19 protein-coding genes are annotated in these 17,294 nt (G+C 70.6%); 13 read left to right on the forward strand and 6 right to left on the reverse strand.

Features of this window, described 5'->3' with window-relative positions:
- Positions 1 to 30 precede the first annotated feature (30 nt).
- The 5 genes from HQ308_RS15080 to HQ308_RS15100 are packed head-to-tail and all read left to right on the forward strand — an operon-like array spanning position 31 to position 3,064.
- Positions 31 to 1,323, forward strand: a complete 1,293-nt coding sequence (locus tag HQ308_RS15080) for a 5-(carboxyamino)imidazole ribonucleotide synthase (protein WP_222647015.1) — start codon at positions 31 to 33, stop codon at positions 1,321 to 1,323.
- Positions 1,316 to 1,834, forward strand: coding sequence for a 5-(carboxyamino)imidazole ribonucleotide mutase (gene purE, locus HQ308_RS15085; RefSeq protein WP_027506889.1), 519 nt, complete (start codon positions 1,316 to 1,318; stop codon positions 1,832 to 1,834). Before HQ308_RS15080 ends, purE begins: the two co-directional genes overlap by 8 nt.
- Complete coding sequence (locus tag HQ308_RS15090; RefSeq protein WP_222647016.1) at positions 1,831 to 2,271, forward strand: CrcB family protein; 441 nt, start codon at positions 1,831 to 1,833, stop codon at positions 2,269 to 2,271. The genes purE and HQ308_RS15090 overlap by 4 nt, the downstream gene beginning before the upstream one ends.
- Entirely contained in the window at positions 2,268 to 2,654 is a 387-nt protein-coding gene (gene crcB / locus HQ308_RS15095) for a fluoride efflux transporter CrcB (RefSeq protein WP_222647018.1), read from the forward strand. The genes HQ308_RS15090 and crcB overlap by 4 nt, the downstream gene beginning before the upstream one ends.
- Complete coding sequence (locus tag HQ308_RS15100) at positions 2,651 to 3,064, forward strand: hypothetical protein (RefSeq protein ID WP_308115789.1); 414 nt, start codon at positions 2,651 to 2,653, stop codon at positions 3,062 to 3,064. The genes crcB and HQ308_RS15100 overlap by 4 nt, the downstream gene beginning before the upstream one ends.
- Here HQ308_RS15100 and HQ308_RS15105 read toward each other — a convergent pair.
- Both HQ308_RS15105 and HQ308_RS15110 read right to left on the reverse strand, forming a co-directional pair.
- Complete coding sequence (locus HQ308_RS15105) at positions 3,045 to 3,758, reverse strand: TIGR03089 family protein (protein ID WP_056448037.1); 714 nt, start codon at positions 3,756 to 3,758, stop codon at positions 3,045 to 3,047. The two genes, HQ308_RS15100 and HQ308_RS15105, sit on opposite strands and share 20 nt — an antisense overlap.
- Positions 3,759 to 3,785: 27 nt before the next feature.
- Positions 3,786 to 5,222 carry an LCP family protein gene (locus HQ308_RS15110; RefSeq protein WP_222647106.1) on the reverse strand — a complete coding sequence of 479 codons (1,437 nt, stop codon included), beginning with the start codon at positions 5,220 to 5,222 and terminating at the stop codon, positions 3,786 to 3,788.
- Between the two features lie 267 nt (positions 5,223 to 5,489).
- On the opposite strand from HQ308_RS15110, the gene rfbD reads away from it, so the two are divergent.
- The 3 genes from rfbD to HQ308_RS15125 are packed head-to-tail and all read left to right on the forward strand — an operon-like array spanning position 5,490 to position 8,402.
- A complete protein-coding gene (rfbD, locus tag HQ308_RS15115) occupies positions 5,490 to 6,398 on the forward strand; it encodes a dTDP-4-dehydrorhamnose reductase (RefSeq protein ID WP_285188816.1) in 909 nt (302 codons plus the stop codon).
- A gap of 10 nt (positions 6,399 to 6,408) precedes the next feature.
- On the forward strand, positions 6,409 to 7,299 hold the full coding sequence (locus HQ308_RS15120; RefSeq protein WP_222647020.1) for a glycosyltransferase family 2 protein: 891 nt from the start codon (positions 6,409 to 6,411) through the stop codon (positions 7,297 to 7,299).
- A 26-nt stretch (positions 7,300 to 7,325) separates the two neighbouring features.
- On the forward strand, positions 7,326 to 8,402 hold the full coding sequence (locus tag HQ308_RS15125; protein WP_027506882.1) for a sugar phosphate nucleotidyltransferase: 1,077 nt from the start codon (positions 7,326 to 7,328) through the stop codon (positions 8,400 to 8,402).
- A gap of 54 nt (positions 8,403 to 8,456) precedes the next feature.
- Here the strand turns inward: HQ308_RS15125 and HQ308_RS15130 are convergent, their stop codons facing one another.
- From HQ308_RS15130 to cofD, 3 genes are read right to left on the reverse strand one after another with little or no spacing between them, the layout of a single operon-like run.
- Entirely contained in the window at positions 8,457 to 9,014 is a 558-nt protein-coding gene (locus tag HQ308_RS15130; RefSeq protein ID WP_027506881.1) for an NUDIX hydrolase, read from the reverse strand.
- A 10-nt stretch (positions 9,015 to 9,024) separates the two neighbouring features.
- Positions 9,025 to 10,383 (reverse strand): coenzyme F420-0:L-glutamate ligase, encoded by a 1,359-nt coding sequence (locus HQ308_RS15135; protein WP_308115790.1) that lies wholly within the window; start codon positions 10,381 to 10,383, stop codon positions 9,025 to 9,027.
- The gene (gene cofD / locus HQ308_RS22655) at positions 10,380 to 11,336 is read right to left on the reverse strand and encodes a 2-phospho-L-lactate transferase (protein ID WP_308115791.1); all 957 of its coding nucleotides are present in this window, start codon (positions 11,334 to 11,336) and stop codon (positions 10,380 to 10,382) included. The genes HQ308_RS15135 and cofD overlap by 4 nt, the downstream gene beginning before the upstream one ends.
- A gap of 603 nt (positions 11,337 to 11,939) precedes the next feature.
- Here cofD and HQ308_RS15140 point away from each other — a divergent pair.
- Positions 11,940 to 12,170 (forward strand): WhiB family transcriptional regulator, encoded by a 231-nt coding sequence (locus HQ308_RS15140; RefSeq protein WP_197027846.1) that lies wholly within the window; start codon positions 11,940 to 11,942, stop codon positions 12,168 to 12,170.
- A gap of 50 nt (positions 12,171 to 12,220) precedes the next feature.
- Here the strand turns inward: HQ308_RS15140 and HQ308_RS15145 are convergent, their stop codons facing one another.
- A complete protein-coding gene (locus HQ308_RS15145) occupies positions 12,221 to 12,643 on the reverse strand; it encodes a metallopeptidase family protein (RefSeq protein WP_051613606.1) in 423 nt (140 codons plus the stop codon).
- Positions 12,644 to 12,810: 167 nt separating this feature from the next.
- On the opposite strand from HQ308_RS15145, the gene HQ308_RS15150 reads away from it, so the two are divergent.
- The 4 genes from HQ308_RS15150 to manA all read left to right on the forward strand — a co-directional run bounded on the left by HQ308_RS15150 (position 12,811) and on the right by manA (position 17,233).
- Positions 12,811 to 13,218: a DUF3499 domain-containing protein gene (locus tag HQ308_RS15150; RefSeq protein WP_200933827.1), complete on the forward strand. Its 408-nt coding sequence runs from the start codon at positions 12,811 to 12,813 to the stop codon at positions 13,216 to 13,218.
- Between the two features lie 136 nt (positions 13,219 to 13,354).
- A complete protein-coding gene (locus tag HQ308_RS15155; RefSeq protein ID WP_222638679.1) occupies positions 13,355 to 14,725 on the forward strand; it encodes a phosphomannomutase/phosphoglucomutase in 1,371 nt (456 codons plus the stop codon).
- Between the two features lie 56 nt (positions 14,726 to 14,781).
- Positions 14,782 to 15,936 carry a hypothetical protein gene (locus HQ308_RS15160; protein ID WP_027506874.1) on the forward strand — a complete coding sequence of 385 codons (1,155 nt, stop codon included), beginning with the start codon at positions 14,782 to 14,784 and terminating at the stop codon, positions 15,934 to 15,936.
- A gap of 49 nt (positions 15,937 to 15,985) precedes the next feature.
- Positions 15,986 to 17,233, forward strand: a complete 1,248-nt coding sequence (gene manA, locus HQ308_RS15165; protein WP_222627119.1) for a mannose-6-phosphate isomerase, class I — start codon at positions 15,986 to 15,988, stop codon at positions 17,231 to 17,233.
- The last annotated feature ends 61 nt before the right edge of the window (positions 17,234 to 17,294 follow it).

Genomic DNA, 17,294 nt, shown 5'->3' on the forward strand with positions numbered 1-17,294 from the left:
TGACCAAACACTAATCGGACTCGTGACACGATGAGCGGCGTGACAGCAGGAGACACCGTGAATTCGGACATCCCCCAGCAGACCCCGCGCACCGACCCGCCGCGGCAGCGCACCTCGTCCCTGCCCGTCGTCGCGATGGTCGGCGGAGGACAGCTCGCACGGATGACCCACCAGGCCGCCATCGAGCTGGGTCAGACCCTGCGCGTGCTCGCGGCCGGGGAGAACGATCCGGCGGCTCGGGTGAGCGCCGACGTGGTGCTCGGCGAGCACACCGATCTCGCGGCACTGCGTGCGGTCGCCGCCGGTGCCGACGCGCTGACGTTCGATCACGAACACGTCCCCACCGAGCATCTCGACGTCCTCGTCGCCGAGGGCGTCAACGTCCAGCCGCCTCCTGAGGCGCTGATCTTCGCGCAGGACAAGCTGCGGATGCGCGTTCGCCTGCGGGAACTGGGACTACCGGTACCGGATTTCACGGAGGTGGCCTCCGTCGAGGACGTCGTCACCTTCGGTGACGCCCACGACTGGCGCATCGTGATCAAGGCCGTGCGCGGCGGCTACGACGGTCGCGGCGTCTGGATGCCCGACGACGCCGACGAGGCGCGCACCGTGGTGTCCGACCAGCTCGCCGCCGGAGTGCCGCTGATGGCGGAACAGCGTGTCGACATGGCGCGCGAACTCTCGGCGATGGTCGCGCGGTCCCCGTTCGGGCAGGGAGCGACCTGGCCCGTCGTCGAGACCGTGCAGCGGTCCGGACAGTGCGCCGTCGTCATCGCACCCGCTCCCGGCCTGTCCGAGGACCTGGCTGCGGACGCCGAGCACATCGCGCTCCGCGTCGCGTCCGAGCTGGGTGTGGTGGGAGTCATGGCCGTGGAGCTGTTCGAGAAGGTCGACGGCACCCTGTCGATCAACGAACTCGCCATGCGCCCGCACAACTCGGGCCACTGGACGCAGGACGGTGCCCGGACCTCGCAGTTCGAGCAGCACCTGCGCGCGGTACTCGACTATCCCCTCGGTGACTGCGCGCCTCTCGCGCCGGTGTCCGTCATGGCCAACGTCCTCGGCGCCGAGGAGCAGCCGTCCTCGACCATGGACGAGCGGGTGCATCACCTGTTCGCGCGGATGCCCGACGCCAAGGTGCACCTCTACGACAAGGGTGAGCGCAAGGGCCGCAAGATCGGCCACGTCAACATCGTGGGCCCGCGGAACGGCTCCGCGTCCGATGCCGAGCACGTCGCCGAGGTCCGGGAGCGTGCCGAGCGTGCCGCGCACTGGCTCTCGCACGGCGTCTGGACCGACGGATGGGATCCGCATCATGGATGAGAACAGCAACAGCACGGCCGTCCGGGTCGGCATCATCATGGGCAGCGACTCGGACTGGCCGGTGATGGAGGCCGCCGCCCTGGCGGTCGCCGAGTTCGGCGTCCGCTTCGAGGTGGGCGTGGTCTCCGCGCACCGGACGCCGCAGCGCATGCTCGACTACGCGCGGGACGCGGCGGACCGCGGAATCGAGGTGATCATCGCCGGCGCCGGCGGTGCCGCTCACCTGCCGGGCATGGTGGCCTCCGCGACGCCGCTCCCCGTCATCGGTGTCCCGGTTCCCCTGAAGTACCTCGACGGGATGGACTCGCTCCTGTCGATCGTCCAGATGCCGGCGGGGGTTCCCGTCGCGACGGTCTCCATCGGCGGCGCACGCAACGCCGGTCTGCTCGCCGTGCGCATTCTCGGTGCCGCCGATCCGCAGCTGCGTGGACGGATGGCCGAGTTCCAGCGCGGACTCGAGCAGATGGTGCTGGACAAGGACGAGGCGCTGCGTCGCAGTCTGCTGGAATGACCGCGTCCGCGGACTCGGTCCGTCCTCTGCACCGCACGCCCGCTGCTCTGGCCGCGGTCGTCGTCGGCGGTGCCGCGGGGACGGGTGCCCGCTACGCGGGGGAGTCCTGGGTGCCGCACTCCGGAACGGGATGGCCGTGGGCCACGTTCCTGATCAACCTGAGCGGTGCGTTCGTCCTCGGTCTGCTGCTGGAAGCGTTGGCGCGCTCGGGACCGGACGTCGGGCGGCGTCGGTGGGTGCGCCTGGTGGCGGGCACCGGCTTCTGTGGCGCGTTCACGACCTACAGCACGTTCGCCCTCGAGACTGTCGAGCTCGTCCGGGACGGCGCACCGACGACTGCACTGACCTACGCCGCCGTCGGAGTCGCGGCGGGACTGATCTGTGCCTGGGCGGGCATCGTGACCGGTGGCACACTCCATCGGAGGCCACGCACATGACGGTCGCCGCGGTGCTGCTCGCGGGTGCGCTCGGGGCGGTGGTCCGCTTCGTCGTCGACGGCGAGGTGACGGCTCGTTTCGGTCGGCCGTTCCCCCTGGGGATTCTGATCGTCAACGTCAGTGGGTCGTTCCTTCTCGGCATCCTGGCCGGGCTCGTGCTGTTCGCCGGCCGGCCCGCCGAGTGGCAGGCCGTCGCCGGCACCGGGTTCTGCGGCGGGTACACCACGTTCAGCACCGCGAGCGTGCAGACGGTCCGACTCGTGCAGGAGGGTCGGCACCGGGCGGCCGCGGCGAACGCGGGGACCACCGTGATCGCCTCCGTCCTGGCCTGCGCCGGTGGACTGGCTCTCGTGTGGGCGGCGTCGGGTGGGAGCTCGGTGTGACGTCCTCCGGTCCGCGGAGGTCGAGCCCGCTGCGACGGGTGTCGCGCGGCAGCATCCAGTCGCTCGTCGTGACGGCCACGGCGCTCACCTGGGCTCGTCTGTGGCGCTCGCGGATCTCGTACGACGCGTCGTCGAACCTGATCGTGTGCGAGGCCATGCGAGGCGGATACGCCCGCGGCGGAACGTGTTTCGGCGGAGCGTTCCTCACCGGACACGCGCTCGTCGATCCCCGTCGACGGCGGGCGATGCTGCGCCACGAGTCCGTGCACGCCGACCAGTGGGCCCGCTACGGCTTCTCGTTCGCGATCCGGTACGTGGTGGAGGAGATGCGCCGGCCGGGCGCCGCCAACCGCTTCGAGGTGGAAGCCGGACTCGGCGACGGGGGTTATCTCACTCGAGGACCGTCGTGACCTTCTCCGTGGCGACGCGGCGATCGAGTGCCGCCGGGTCCAGCGCGGTCACCTGAACCAGTGACGCGCCGGCCGCGAGCACCGCGACGAGACCGTCGAGCAGTCCGTCGGCGTCGTCCCACGACCCGGTCGCGAGAACCCGGTCCGTCGCCGACAGTCCGCGCGCTGCGGCGCGGCCCTGTGCATCGGTCAGAACGTCCTGGACGGAGCGACCCTCCAGGGCCGGACCGGCGCCGACGGAAACGAACTGATCGCCGTGCACGCGAACCGACGTCGCGTAGTCGGTGACTCCGAGGGGGAGGTCGTCGACGGGCCGACCGAACGGGTCGAGCGACAGCGCGGCCACCTCACCGGCGTCGGCGGTCTCCACACCCGCGGCGGTCACCAGTGCGACCGCCGCGTCCGGATCGGGCCGGAGAGTCACCTCGGCGCCGGCCCACCACGCGCCGAGCAGCACCGAGGCGGTCTGCCAGTGCGCGGGAAGCACGACGCTGACGACGTCGCCGGGCGACACACCGAGCTCGTCGCGGAGGAAGTTGGCCGTCTTCGCGGCCCAGTTGGCCAGAGTCAGCGCGGACAACTCGATGCGCTCACCGGTCGAGTCGTCGTAGTAGGTGATGCGCGGTCCCGCCGCGTCCGCCGCGAGGATTGGTCCGAGAAGCGCGTCCGTGAGCGTCGTGCCACCTGAGGTCATCGACGACATTCTTCCGAACGGGCCCGATCAGTTGACGCACTGGGGGCCCGTGGACCCGGCGTCGATCGGGTCGGCCGCCGCGGGAGCCGGGGTGGCGGTGTCGCCTGCGGGCGAGACACCGGCCGGAAGTGAGCCCGCCGCTGCGGAAGCGGAGTAGTCGGAGGCCAGCACGACGCGCACGGTCCCGGACGGCAGCGAGTCGTCGGTCTCGGTCCGGTCGGTGCCCACCCGCGCGGCGACGGCCGCCGCGGCGTCACCGTCCGACGACGCGGCGTACACGGTGGTCCGGTCGACGCTCGCACCCTCGTTGTTGCCGACCTCGCCCGGAACGAAGCCCTCGCCCGACAGAGTGTCGGAGACCGAGGACGCCAGACCGTCGACGCCGCTGTCGTTCGCGACGTCCACGGTGACACTCGAGGCGTCGATGTCGGGAACGGTGGGCGTCGGCGTCACGCTCTCGGACGGCGCCGCGTCGCCGATCAGGCCTCGCACCCACGTCTGGACCTCGACGGGGTCGACCGCGACGATCGACTCGCCGTAGTCGGTGACGCCGTTGATGTCCGCGACGGGAATGGTGTCGAAGGTGACCGCGCCGCCGGCGACGTCCTGCAACTTCGTGGCGAAGTCGAGGACGTCCCAGTCGTCGTCGATGGTGACGGAGCGCTGCACGGCCGACCCGAGCTGCCCCAACGTGCCGGGGTTGCTGAGCGTGCGGGCGCTGAGCACCTTGCGGACCAGCGACGCCATGAACACCTGCTGACGGACGATGCGGTCGAGATCGCCACGGGGGAGATCGTGGCGCTGGCGCACGAAGCTGAGGGCGTCGGCACCCGAGAGCGTCTGCTGCCCGGCCGCGAAGCGCGCGCCCGAGAGGGGCTCGTCGACCGGCGCGTTCAGACACACGTCGACGCCGCCGACGGCATCGGTGAGCAGGACGAATCCGAGCAGCCCGACCTCGGCGTAGTGATCGACCGTCACGCCGGTGAGGCCCGCGACGGAGTCGATGAGCGCCTTGCGGCCCGCGAGCGTCGACTCGCTGTCGGCTTCGGCGTCGGGCACCCCGCTCTCGACGAGTTCGAGGCGCTTCTCCTCCTTGGTGGCTCCGTACGCGGCGTTGATCTTGCTGTCGCCGATGCCGGGCACGTTCACGTAGGCGTCGCGCGGGATGGAGATCGCCGACGCGGACGATCCGTCGTTGGGAACGCGGATCAGAATGATGGTGTCGGTGTTGTTGGCCACCTCGTCGCCGGCGCGGAGCGAGTCGAGCTCGTTCTGCGAGAGCGCGTTGCCGTGCGCGTCGGTCCTGCTGTCGGTGCCCACGAGCAGGATGTCGACCGCACCGTCGGCCCCGTCGCCGAGATCGAGGTTCGACACCGTCGCGAGGTTGCTGCGCAGCGAGTCGATGCTCTGCCATGCCACGCCCGTCACCAGCAACGCGCCGGCGGAGAACAGAGCGACGGCTATCCGGCCGGCGTTGGAGTGCCCCGGTGTCCGCGAGGGGCGGTGGCTGGTCGGAGGTCGACGCCCCCGGTCGGAGCGGGTGGAGGAGCGCCGCGCACCCGGTTCCGACTCGCGAGAATCGGGTCGCCGCTGCGCACCGCGCTGTGTCCGAGGTCTGTACGGATCGCGCGGTGTCCCGGGGCCCGTCACAGAATCCGTCACGATCCCCAGGCTAACGGCAGGGTCGCCGTGCTCCGCGCAACCCGCCACGGCGTGCCACACTCTGTCGCTGTGACCACCGACGCAGAGCAGAGTTCGGACAGGACGATCGTGGTGACCGGAGCCGGAGGTCAGCTCGGTCGCCGACTCGTCGACCGCGCGCGGGACGGGTACCGCGGGGCCCGCGTGCTCGGCTTCGGATCGGCCGACCTCGACATCACGGATCCGGAGTCGATCGCCGCCGCCGTGGTGCCGGGCACCGTGGTGATCAACTGCGCAGCGCACACGGCGGTCGACGCGGCGGAGACCGAGGAGGACCGCGCCGCACTGCTGAACGAGGTGGGACCGCGCCTGCTCGCCGAGCGGTGCGCCGAGGTCGGTGCAGGTCTCGTGCACGTCTCGACCGACTACGTGTTCGCCGGAGACGCGCGTACCCCGTACGAACCCGACGATCCCACCGCGCCGGCGACCGCCTACGGGCGCACCAAGCTGGCGGGGGAACGGGCCGTCCTGGAGGCGTTGCCGTCCGCGACGATCGTGCGGACCGCGTGGGTCTACACCGGCACCGGCTCCGACTTCGTCGCCACGATGCTCCGGCTCGAGGCCGAGCGGGAGACCCTCGACGTCGTGAACGACCAGGTGGGTTCGCCGACGTACTCGGGTGATCTCGCGGACGCGCTCCTCGAGGCGGCGACGTCGCCGCGAGCGCTGCCGCAGATCCTGCACGCCACTAACGCCGGCACGGCGTCCTGGTTCGATCTCGCTCGGGCGACCTTCGAGACCGTGGGCGCCGATCCCGACCGTGTTCACCCGTGCGGCAGTGATCGCTACGTGCGGCCGGCGCCGCGTCCCGCCTACTCGGTGCTCTCGCCCGCGGCCTGGAAGGGTGCCGGGCTGACCCCGCTGCGGCCCTGGCGCGACGCCCTGACGGCCGCGCTGGCGGCTCGGGCGGTCGCGGACCCGCCCGGAGCCGCCCAGTAGGGTGACCGGCGTGAGTGCCCCCCTGGCCGTCGTGACGGTGACCTATTCGCCCGGCGAGCACCTCGACGCATTCCTCGAGTCCCTACGGGATGCGACGACGCGGCCGGTGTCGGTGATTCTCGCGGACAACGGGTCCACCGACGGCGCGCCCGAGGCGGCCGAGGCCGCGTACGACAACGTCCGATTGCTGCGCACCGGAGCGAACATCGGCTACGGCGGCGCCGCCAATCGCGCTGTCGCCGAGGTGGATCCGGCCACCGAGTTCGTCATGGTCGTCAATCCCGACGTCCAGTTCGGCCCCGGGTCGATCGACGAGCTGCTGGCGGCCGCCGAACGGCATCCGCGGGCCGGGTCGCTCGGGCCCCTCATCCTCGAGCCGGACGGTTCGCGCTACCCGTCCGCCCGCCGCGTTCCCGATCTCACGTCCGGGTCGCTGCACGCACTGCTCGGTTCGGTGTGGCCGTCGAATCCGTGGACGCAGCGCTACCGGCAGGACAACGACGAAGTCAGCGAGCGGTCGGTCGGGTGGCTGTCCGGCTCGTGCCTGTTGCTGCGCCGTGCCGCGTTCGACTCGGTGGACGGGTTCGATTCCCGGTATTTCATGTACATGGAGGACGTCGATCTCGGAGATCGCCTCGGACGAGCGGGCTGGACCAACATCTACGTGCCCACGGCCGTCGTGACGCACGCCAAAGGTCATGCCGCGGGGCGTCATCCGGAGTCGATGTTGCCGGCGCACCACCGCAGCGCCTACCGCTTCCAAGCTGATAGACACCCGCGGAGATGGCAAGCTCCTCTCCGGTGGACGTTGCGCGCCGGACTGGCGTTGCGGTCCAGGGTGGTCGTGACTGCTGCACTGCGGCAACGCGACGACACGGTCGGGTCAGGTTCGAGCTCGTGAGAAGTTTCTGAGAAAGGCGATACGCGATGACTGCTCCGGCGACCGATGCCGTAGTTCTGGTCGGAGGAAAGGGCACGCGACTGCGTCCGCTCACGCTCTCCGCCCCCAAACCGATGCTGCCCACGGCAGGTCTGCCGTTCCTCACCCATCTCCTGGCGCGCATCAAGGATGCCGGGATCGATCACGTGGTGCTCGGCACGTCCTTCAAGTCGGAGGTGTTCGAGCAGCACTTCGGTGACGGCAGCGCACTCGGCCTCGAGCTCGAGTACGTGTTCGAGGAGGAGCCGATGGGAACCGGCGGTGGCATCCGCAACGTCCTGCCCCGGCTCCGCGCCGACAACGTCATGGTCTTCAACGGTGACGTGCTGGGAGGTACCGATCTGCGCGGCGTGCTCGACACCCACCGCACCACCGAGGCGGACGTCACCCTGCACCTCGTCCGCGTCGGTGACCCGCGCGCGTTCGGCTGCGTGCCCACCGACGAGTCCGGCCGCGTCACCGCGTTTCTCGAGAAGACCCAGGATCCGCCGACGGACCAGATCAACGCCGGCTGCTACGTGTTCAAGCGGGAGATCATCGAGAAGATCCCGTCCGATCGTCCGGTGTCCGTCGAGCGTGAGGTGTTCCCCGCACTGCTGGCCGAGGACAAGCGAGTCTTCGGACACGTCGACGCCGCCTACTGGCGCGACATGGGTACGCCGGAGGACTTCGTGAAGGGCTCCGCCGACCTCGTGCGCGGAATCGCACCGTCGCCTGCGCTGACGGGGACGCGGGGCGAGTCGCTGGTCCATCCCGGCGCGGGCGTCGCGCCCGGCGCGCTGCTGATCGGCGGCACGGTCGTCGGACGCGGCGCCGAGGTGGGAGCGGGCGCCCGTCTCGACGGTGCCGTCCTCTTCGACGGTGCCGTGGTCGAGGCCGGCGCGGTGGTCGAACGATCGATCCTCGGATTCGGTGCGCGCATCGGACCGCGGGCACTCGTGCGCGACGCCGTCATCGGCGACGGAGCCAACATCGGCGCGCGGTGCGAGCTGCTCCGCGGCGCCCGGGTGTGGCCCGGAGTGACGCTGCCCGACGGTGGAGTGCGCTTCTCGACCGACGTCTGAGGATCCAGGGCGTCCGAGAATCCAGAGCGTCCGAGAATCCAGGGCGCCCGAGGCTCAGCGAGCCGCCGCGCGGGAGATCATGTCCTGCAACGCGTCTCGTTCGGCGCCCGCCTCCCCGTCGGGGAGGTCGTCGACGGGCCACCACCGCAGGTCGTTCGACTCTGCGCTGCGGACGATGTGTGCACCGTCCGCAGCGCGTACGACGAAGCGCAGGTCGAGATGGCGCGTCGGCTCGCCGAGCGAACACGTGATCGGGTGTGTGTGAATGGAGAGCAGCTCCGGCTCGAGAACCAGGTCGTCGATGCCGCTCTCCTCACGCGCCTCGCGGAGAGCCGCGTCCCGGACGGTCTCGTCGTCGACCTCGCAGTGTCCGCCCAGTTGGAGCCATCGTCCGACCCGCGGGTGCAGCGTCAGGAGCACGTGGCACCCACTCCGATCGAGCACCAGCGCCGACGCGGTGACGTGACCGGCCACGTTCTCGCGGAGACAGCCACGCGGCGCACTGTCGAGGAACGCCAGCATCGTGTGGCGCATCGAGTCGTCGTGCGGCTCGATGGTCGACCAGGAACGGAGCAGTTCTCTCGCGGACTCGTGGAGGCTCTCGGCGCTCACGGACGGTTCCTCACAGTTCTCGGAACGCGGAGCCGGGCGGCGTCGGCGCGCGGGGCGACGGGGGAGTGAGCGGGTGCCCGACGGCGACGGCCCCGACGGGATGCCAGTCGGCGGGCAGATCGAGCGTCTCGCGCACGGTGTCGGCAGCGAAGATGGTCGACCCGACCCAGCAACTGCCGAGGCCGCGCGCCGCGAGGGACACCAGGAACGCCTGTACCGACGCGCCCGCCGCCACCGTGAACATGACGGTCTCCGCGGACTGCCGTTCCGCGTCCGGATAGTCGTGCGCCTCGTCGAGCACCGCGAACGCCAGAATCAGTTCCGGCGCGGTGCGCAGCAGATCACCGCGTGCCAGACGGGCCTCGATCGAGTCCGCGGTCCGTCCGTCTCGCTCGAGATCGGCGCGCCACCGCGTTGCCATCGCATCGAGCAGTGCGGTGCGCACCGCCGGCGTCCGGACGGCGACGTAGCGCATCGGGTGGGAGTGATGGGGAGCCGGCGCGGTGACGGCGTCCGCCACGGCGGCCTCGACGACAGCGGGATCGACCGGGGCCGAGTCGAACTCGCGTACCGAGCGACGGGCGGGTACCGCGCCGAGTGCACCTCGTCGCAGCGCCTCCTGCGTTCCCAACCAGAAGAGGTCGTCCTCGCCCGGCCGCACCAGATCGCGGGCGGAGGAGCCGTCGTCGGCGTAGTGCAGACCCCGGACCACGGCGACGGGAACCGAGCCGAGCTTGCCCTTCACCAGATCCCCAGCGGACGCCAGCTCGTCCGCGAGCGCGACCTCGGTGACCATCAGCTCGTTGCCCTGCGCGTCGCGACCACCGGCGTACGCGTGCAGGACGGGCAACCCGGCCGATCCGATCGCGTTGTCCGTCTGGCCGTTCCGCCACGCGCGGCCCATCGTGTCGGTGACGACGACGGCGACGGCCACGCCCAGCGAACGGAATACACCGTCGCGCAGTGCCCGGGCGGACGCGTCGGGATCCTCGGGGAGCAGGGCCAACTCGTCCGTCGACACGTTGGATCCGTCGATGCCGGACGCGGCCTGCACGATGCCGAGGCGGTTCTCGGTGATGAGCGTGCGACCGCGCTGGGCGAGGACGCGCACGGCCTCCTGCTCGACGAGGATGCGGCGCAGTGCGTCCCGCGCCTCCGGGTCGGTCGGCGCGGTCACCAGGCGTCCCTCGACCTTGGAGACGATCTTGCTCGTGACCACCAGGACGTCGGCGTCGGCGAGCCACGGTGCTGCCGTGACGACTGCTGCCACCAGGTCGTCGCCCGGCCGGAACTCGGGGAGTCCCGCGACGGGAATCACCTCGATCGAACCGCCCGGTGCATGATCGCCGGGACCGTCGGATCGGGTCACAGGACGCCCGCTGCCTCGAGCGCGGCGCGCGCCATCCGTGCGGTCACCGCGGGCTCGGTCATGAGCAGAGGTACCGCGCGCACGTCCACGCCGGGAACGTCGGCGGTGTCGGTCTCGTGAATCAGCCAGGCGTCGAGGATGCCCGCCGCCGAGCGGGCGCCGTAGTGGCGGCCGATGGCCTCGGCCGTCGTCTCCACACCGATGACGGACAGGCACTCGTCGGCCATGCCGCGCAACGGCTTGCCGTCGATGACGGGGGAGAGCCCGACGACCTTCGCGGGTGTGGTGCGCAGAGCGGAGCGGATACCGGGCACCGCCAGGACGGCGCCGATGCTGACCACCGGGTTGGACGGTGCGAGCAGTACCGCGTCCGCGGTCTCGATCGCCTCGACGACGCCGTCCGCCGGGGTCGCCTTGTCCGCTCCGACGTACGCGAAACTGTGAGTCGTCACAGCAGCGCGGTAGCGCACCCACCACTCCTGGAAATGAACGGCCTTGTCGGTGCCGTCGTCGGGATCGGTGATCACCACGTGGGTCTCGCTGCGGTCGTCCGTGACGGGCAGCAGGCGGACGCCCGGAGACCACCTGTCGCACAGGGCCTCCACGACTGCGGACAGCGGGTACCCGGTGCGGAGCATGCGCGTCCGGATCAGATGCGTCGCGATGTCGCGGTCCCCGAGTCCGAACCAGTCCGGGTGGGCCCCGTACGCCGCGAGTTCCTCCTTGACGCTCCACGCCTCGTCGCGTCGACCCCACCCGCGCTCGGTGTCGATGCCGTCGCCGAGCGTGTACATGCAGGTGTCGAGGTCGGGTGTGATGCGAAGGCCGTGCATCCAGACGTCGTCACCGACGTTCACCACGGCCGTGACGTCGCCGTCCGGCCCCAGCAGTTCCCGAACCCCCTGGAGGAACCGCGCGCCACCGACGCCGCCCACCACCACAGTCACCTTCATGACCCTCGACCCTAGGCGGTCGCCGTCGGCGCGATCGGGCCGGTGGGCGCGAACCACGGCGTGTCCGACGCGAAACACCGGGGAAGTCTCGCCTTCCGGGAAAACCGGAGATCGGATGGTATTGCAAATCGAGCGGTCCGCTTGACCGCGACACACCGCGGCGTGTCTAATCACAGTCATGTCATTAACGGTTCGAACGGCGGAATCGCTTGTAGCGAACCACCGTTCGAACACGTGTTCCCATGAGTCGACACGAGTTCGCGCGCTGCGTTCCGCAGCGTCACGTCCCATGGTGACACGAGGCTTCGCTCTTCGATCCGGCTTCGCGGTCGATCATCGACACAAGTGACCGACAACAACTGCGCTCGAACAGGTGAGGAGGCGGACGTGATGCCGGAACAACACCACGACCTCGGTCGACAGGAGTCCCCCGTCGGGGAACTCGACGACGTACTGCACGTGGATGCCGTGACGGAGGACGCCCCGGCGGACCCCGTGGACGGGATCGACCCGGAGGACGTCTCTGTCGACGACGTCGACCCGCCGCTCACGAGCCTCGGAATGCCTGCGCCCGCACTGCATCTGAGTCTGGTGCCGGGCGACATGGATCCGCTCGAGGATCAGTGGCAGGAGCGCGCTCTGTGCGCTCAGACCGATCCCGAGGCGTTCTTCCCGGAGAAGGGCGGCTCGACGCGCGAGGCCAAGCGCATCTGCCTCGGGTGCGAGGTGAAGGACGACTGCCTCGAGTACGCCTTGGCGCACGACGAGCGGTTCGGCATCTGGGGTGGGCTGTCCGAGCGCGAACGTCGCCGCCTCAAGCGCGGCATCATCTGACGCGTCGCGTCACCGCAGCCGCCGAACGACGCGCCGCAGGCGCCGGGGTGTCAGTCGTCCTCGGTGTCGGGGTCGACCACCTCGGGCGTGACCCCCAGGTAGGTCGCCACCTGCTCCACCAACACGTCGTGCACCAGGTCCGTCAGCTCCAGCGAGTCGTGTGCTCTCCGCTCGAGGGGCCGACGGAACAGCACGATCCGAGCCCGCGTCGTCGCTCCGCGCGTGTCCACTCCCGCCGGAACGAGTCTCGACAACGGCACCGGGCCCTCGGCCACGACCTCGGGTGGCCAGTTCACCGATTCCGGGTCCACCGCACGGATCTTCGGCACGTCGTCGACGGCGATGTCCAGTTTCGTCAGCCGGTCGTGCCACTTGCGGTCGATCTCGGCGAACGCGTCCAGCACCGCCGCATCGAACTTCTCGGCGCGAGACCTGCGTGCGGGCACCGTGTCGGGGAACAGGGTGCCGCGCATTCCGCGACCCCGCCGCGCCGCGGACCGCGAGCTGGACGCCCGATGTTCCCGTCCGGGACGGCCGCCGGCGCGGCCGCGGGGTTGCGAGGATCCGGTGAACGACACGCGCCCATGCTACGACCGTGTCCTGCGAGGCACGCCGGAGGACACGCGCTAGGGTTCTACCTGTGAGAGCTGTGCGGGGATGCTGCCGACCGGGATGCAAGAGACCGGCCGTCGCGACGTTGACGTACGTGTACTCCGACTCGACCGCCGTTGTCGGACCTCTCGCCACCGTGGACGAGCCCCATTCCTGGGATCTGTGCGAGGTGCACGGTTCGTCGATCACCGCCCCCAAGGGGTGGGAGATGGTGCGCTACGAGGGTGGGTTCTCCACGTCCAGCCCCGACGACGACGATCTGACCGCACTCGCCGAGGCCGTCCGCGAGGCCGGTGCGCGTGAGCGTCCCGCTCCGTCCCTCGGTCGACGTGGTTCGTCGTTCGACACGCGCACCTCCGCCGACGTACCGGCCGCCGCGCCGACACGCACGGGTCGACGCGGACATCTGCGCGTTCTTCCCGACCCCACCAGCTGAACGACTGTTCCTGCGCGCGGCGTCGGGCTGCAGGACTGCTCGCGCGTCGCCCCCGGGCACTAGGCTCCCAGCATGGTCTCGCCGACTCGTCGTCGTGCGTGATCCGTCCGGTTCGTCCCAGATGCAGGAGTGTGCAGTGGCCCGACCAGCTGACCTGGTTCACAGCGTCATCAAGGCGTACGACGTGCGCGGTGTCGTCGGAGAGCAGATCGACGAGGACTTCGTCGCCGACGTGGGGGCCGCCTTCGCGAGACTCGTACGCGGCGAGGGCGTCTCGCAGCGCGTCGTGGTCGGGCACGACATGCGCGACTCGTCTCCCGCACTGTCGGCCGCCTTCGCGCGGGGGGTGACCTCACAGGGTCTCGACGTCGTTCTCATCGGCCTCGCGTCGACCGACCAGCTCTACTTCGCCTCCGGTCGGCTCGACTGCCCCGGTGCGATGTTCACCGCCAGCCACAACCCGGCGAAGTACAACGGGATCAAGCTGTGCCGGGCCGGCGCGAAGCCCGTCGGCCAGGACTCGGGACTCGCCACCATCTCGGCCGAGATCATCGACGGCGTCCCGACGTTCGACGGTGCGCCGGGCACGATCAGCGAGCAGGACGTGCTCGAGGACTACGCCACGTTCGTGCGCGACCTCGTGGACATCAGCGACATCCGTCCGCTGTCGGTCGCGGTGGACGCCGGCAACGGCATGGGCGGGCACACGGTGCCCGCGGTCCTGGACCCGACGTCGGTGACCGTGCACCCCCTGTACTTCGAACTCGACGGCACGTTCCCCAACCACGAGGCGAACCCGCTGGAGCCGGCGAACCTCGTCGATCTGCAGAAGTTCGTCACCGAGACGGGCGCGGACATCGGCCTCGCGTTCGACGGCGACGCGGACCGCTGCTTCGTGGTGGACGAACGCGGCGAGCCCGTCTCACCGTCCGCGATCACCGCGCTGGTGGCCGAGCGGGAGCTGGGCAAGCACCCCACCTCGACCATCATCCACAACCTCATCACCTCACGGTCGGTGCCCGAGTTGGTGGAGCAGCTCGGCGGTACCGCCGTGCGCACCCGGGTCGGCCACTCGTTCATCAAGGCACTGATGGCCGAGACCGGCGCGGTGTTCGGCGGCGAGCACTCGGCGCACTACTACTTCCGCGACTTCTGGGGCGCCGATTCGGGCATGCTCGCAGCGCTGCACGTGCTCGCCGCGCTCGGGACACAGGACGAGCCGTTGTCCGCCCTGATGCGCAAGTACGAGGTGTACGCGGCATCGGGCGAGATCAACTCGACGGTGGCCGACGCTCGTGAGCGCACCGCCGCGGTGGTCGCGGCGTTCGCCGATCGCACCGTCTCCACCGACGAACTGGACGGTGTGACGGTCGATCTCGGTGACAGCGCGTGGTTCAACCTCCGCGCCTCCAACACCGAGCCCCTGCTCCGACTCAATGTCGAGGCACGCACCCCCGAGGACGTGGACCGCCTGACGACGGAGATCCTGAGCATCGTCCGCGCGTGACGGTTGCGGACTGACATAGTGGGGGATACGGAACGAGAGAGGCGGGTGAGGTGCCCATGACTGCTCCTTCGGCGTACGTCGATCTCGACGACGCGAGCGCGATACTGGCTGCGGACTCGTTGGGCGCACTGCACTCCGCCGCGCTGGCCGGCGCACAGATCCGCGCCACCGCGTCCGCCGTCCGCGAGGGTCTGCTGGCGCCGCTGGACGGTCTGCGTCCCCGCAGTGTCGTGCTCGTCGCCGCGTCCGGTCCCGCCCGGAGGGCGTCGGCGCTGGTCGCCGCGGTCCTCGCTCCGACCGCCGGCGTGCCGGTCGTCTCGCTCCCCGCGACCCCGCCGTGGGTCGGACCCCTGGACGTCGTGGTCGTGGCCGGCGACGACGCCGGCGATCCGGCCATCGCGGAGTCCGTCGCCGCCGGGGTACGTCGGCGTGCCGAGGTCGTGGTGGCCGTACCGGACGAGGGTCCTGTCGCGGACGCCGGCGCCGGCCGGGTGGTGTCCTTCCCGCCGCGAGTCCGTGTCCTCGATCGCAACTCCTACGCCCGGCACGTCGCGGTGATGGCCGCGGTGCTCGCTGCGGTGGACCCGGCGTCGTCGGTCGGTGACCTCGACGCGGTGGCCGATGCGGTGGACGCGGAGGCCATGCGACACCACGCGTCCGTCGAGGTGTTCCAGAATCCCGCGAAAGGTCTGGCGTCCCGAATGGCGGGTCGTCGGGTCCTCATGACCGGTGACGGCGTGGTGGCGACCGAGGTGGCCCGGCACGGAGCCGCGTCCCTGCTGCGTGCCGCGGGCGTCGTGGCGGCGGCCACCGAACTCTCCGATGCCGTCGGTGTGATCCACGACCTCGGCGCGATCGGTGGGGACTCCGCCGAGAGCGGCAGTGTCGACTACGACCCGCTGTTCCACGACGACCAACTCGACGGTCCACCCCCGGCCGATCCCGTTCGGGTGTTCACCGTGTCGACCGACCCCGACGACAGTCTGGTCCGCCGGCGGGTGGCCGTCCTGGGTGAGGTCGACGTGGTGCGCGCCGACGACGACGGTGGTCCCCGCACGGATCTGGAGGCGCCCGCGCCCGCCGCGGTGCCCGGTCCCACGACGCCGGTCGGGGCGTCGCTGCGCAGGGCGCTCGTCCTGGCGGTGCGGATCGAGGCCGCGGCGGCCTATCTCCAACTCTCGAATTCTCAGGCCTCGGGAGGCAGGGAGTGACCCCAGCCGTGTCCGGGTTCGCAGCGATGACGACGGCAGGTGGTGGTCGGTGAATCTCCTCGACGGAACAGCACGGTCCTACGCGTGGGGTTCGCGCACGGCTCTCGCCGAACTGCGCGGCGTGCCCGCACCCACCCGGCATCCCGAGGCGGAGATGTGGTTCGGTGCTCATCCGGGCGACCCGGCGCATCTCGTCACGCCGCGCGGTCGGGTCTCGCTGCTCGAGGCCATCGACTCCGACCCGACCGGACTGCTCGGAACCGGTGTGGTGGAGCGGCACGGTCCGCGCCTGCCGTTCCTCGTGAAGTTCCTGGCGGCCGAGGAGCCTCTGTCGCTGCAGGCTCACCCGTCCTCGGACCAGGCGCGCGAGGGTTTCCGGCGGGAGAACGCCGCGGGCGTGCCCCTCGACGCCTCCGTCCGGAACTACAAGGACGCCAGCCACAAGCCCGAGCTCGTGGTCGCCCTGACGGAGTTCGACGCGCTCGCCGGGTTCCGCAGTCCCGCCGAGACGGTGGAGCTGTTCGGTCGGCTCGATGCGGACGAGCTGCGTCCCTACACCGAGATGCTTGCCGCGCAACCGGATTCGAGCGGCCTGCGCACCCTCTTCACCTCGTGGATCACTCTGCCGCAGCGGGCGTTGGACTCCGTGCTGCCGGCCGTTCTGGACGCGTGCGTCCGCGCCCTCGAACGTGCCGAGCAGACCGGGGACCGCACCTTCGTGCCGGAACTGCGCACCGCACTGGAACTGGGGGAGTACTACCCCGGCGATGCGGGCGTGCTCGCGGCGTTGCTGCTCAACCGGGTCACGCTGCAGCCGGGCGAAGCTCTGTACCTGGACGCCGGAAACCTCCACGCGTACCTGCGCGGAACCGCGGTGGAGATCATGGCCAACTCGGACAACGTGTTGCGTGGGGGACTCACGCCCAAGCACGTCGACGTCCCGGAACTGTTGCGGGTGCTCGACTTCGAGCCGCTCGACTCACCGGTCCTCGTCGCCGACACCAGCCGTCCGCACGTGGTGCGCTATCCCACGCCGGCACCGGAGTTCGCACTCGTCGGTGTCGAATTGTCCGCGGCGTCCAGCGACGGTGAGCCGTGGACGCTCGCGCACGACGGTGACGCCGCGCCGCGCATCGTCCTGTGTGTCGACGGTCGGGTACAGGTCTCCTCGGGTGAGTCCACCCTGGTCGTGGAGCGGGGAAGTGCCGTCTGGATCGCCGCGTCCGATCCGGACCCGCAGCTGTGTGCTCTCACCGACTCGGCTCGCGTGTTCGTGGCGGGCGTCGGCGGGATCTGACGGCCCCGACACGCTGGCGGATACGTCCCGCCGAGTTCACTGTTCGTGTGACGATGACCTC

This window comes from Rhodococcus sp. BP-241 (assembly GCF_019836145.1).
GTDB lineage: Bacteria > Actinomycetota > Actinomycetes > Mycobacteriales > Mycobacteriaceae > Rhodococcoides.

What these genes read in the sequence shown, in the direction of transcription:
- purE (WP_027506889.1), top strand. Translation starts at nt 1,316, where the DNA reads ATGGATGAGAACAGCAACAGCACGGCCGTCCGGGTCGGCATCATCATG.
- HQ308_RS15140 (WP_197027846.1), top strand. Translation starts at nt 11,940, where the DNA reads ATGGATCCGCTCGAGGATCAGTGGCAGGAGCGCGCTCTGTGCGCTCAG.
- HQ308_RS15080 (WP_222647015.1), top strand. Translation starts at nt 31, where the DNA reads ATGAGCGGCGTGACAGCAGGAGACACCGTGAATTCGGACATCCCCCAG.
- crcB (WP_222647018.1), top strand. Translation starts at nt 2,268, where the DNA reads ATGACGGTCGCCGCGGTGCTGCTCGCGGGTGCGCTCGGGGCGGTGGTC.
- HQ308_RS15145 (WP_051613606.1), bottom strand. Translation starts at nt 12,643, where the DNA reads ATGCGCGGCACCCTGTTCCCCGACACGGTGCCCGCACGCAGGTCTCGC.
- HQ308_RS15125 (WP_027506882.1), top strand. Translation starts at nt 7,326, where the DNA reads ATGACTGCTCCGGCGACCGATGCCGTAGTTCTGGTCGGAGGAAAGGGC.
- HQ308_RS15160 (WP_027506874.1), top strand. Translation starts at nt 14,782, where the DNA reads ATGACTGCTCCTTCGGCGTACGTCGATCTCGACGACGCGAGCGCGATA.
- HQ308_RS15105 (WP_056448037.1), bottom strand. Translation starts at nt 3,758, where the DNA reads ATGACCTCAGGTGGCACGACGCTCACGGACGCGCTTCTCGGACCAATC.
- cofD (WP_308115791.1), bottom strand. Translation starts at nt 11,336, where the DNA reads ATGAAGGTGACTGTGGTGGTGGGCGGCGTCGGTGGCGCGCGGTTCCTC.
- HQ308_RS15090 (WP_222647016.1), top strand. Translation starts at nt 1,831, where the DNA reads ATGACCGCGTCCGCGGACTCGGTCCGTCCTCTGCACCGCACGCCCGCT.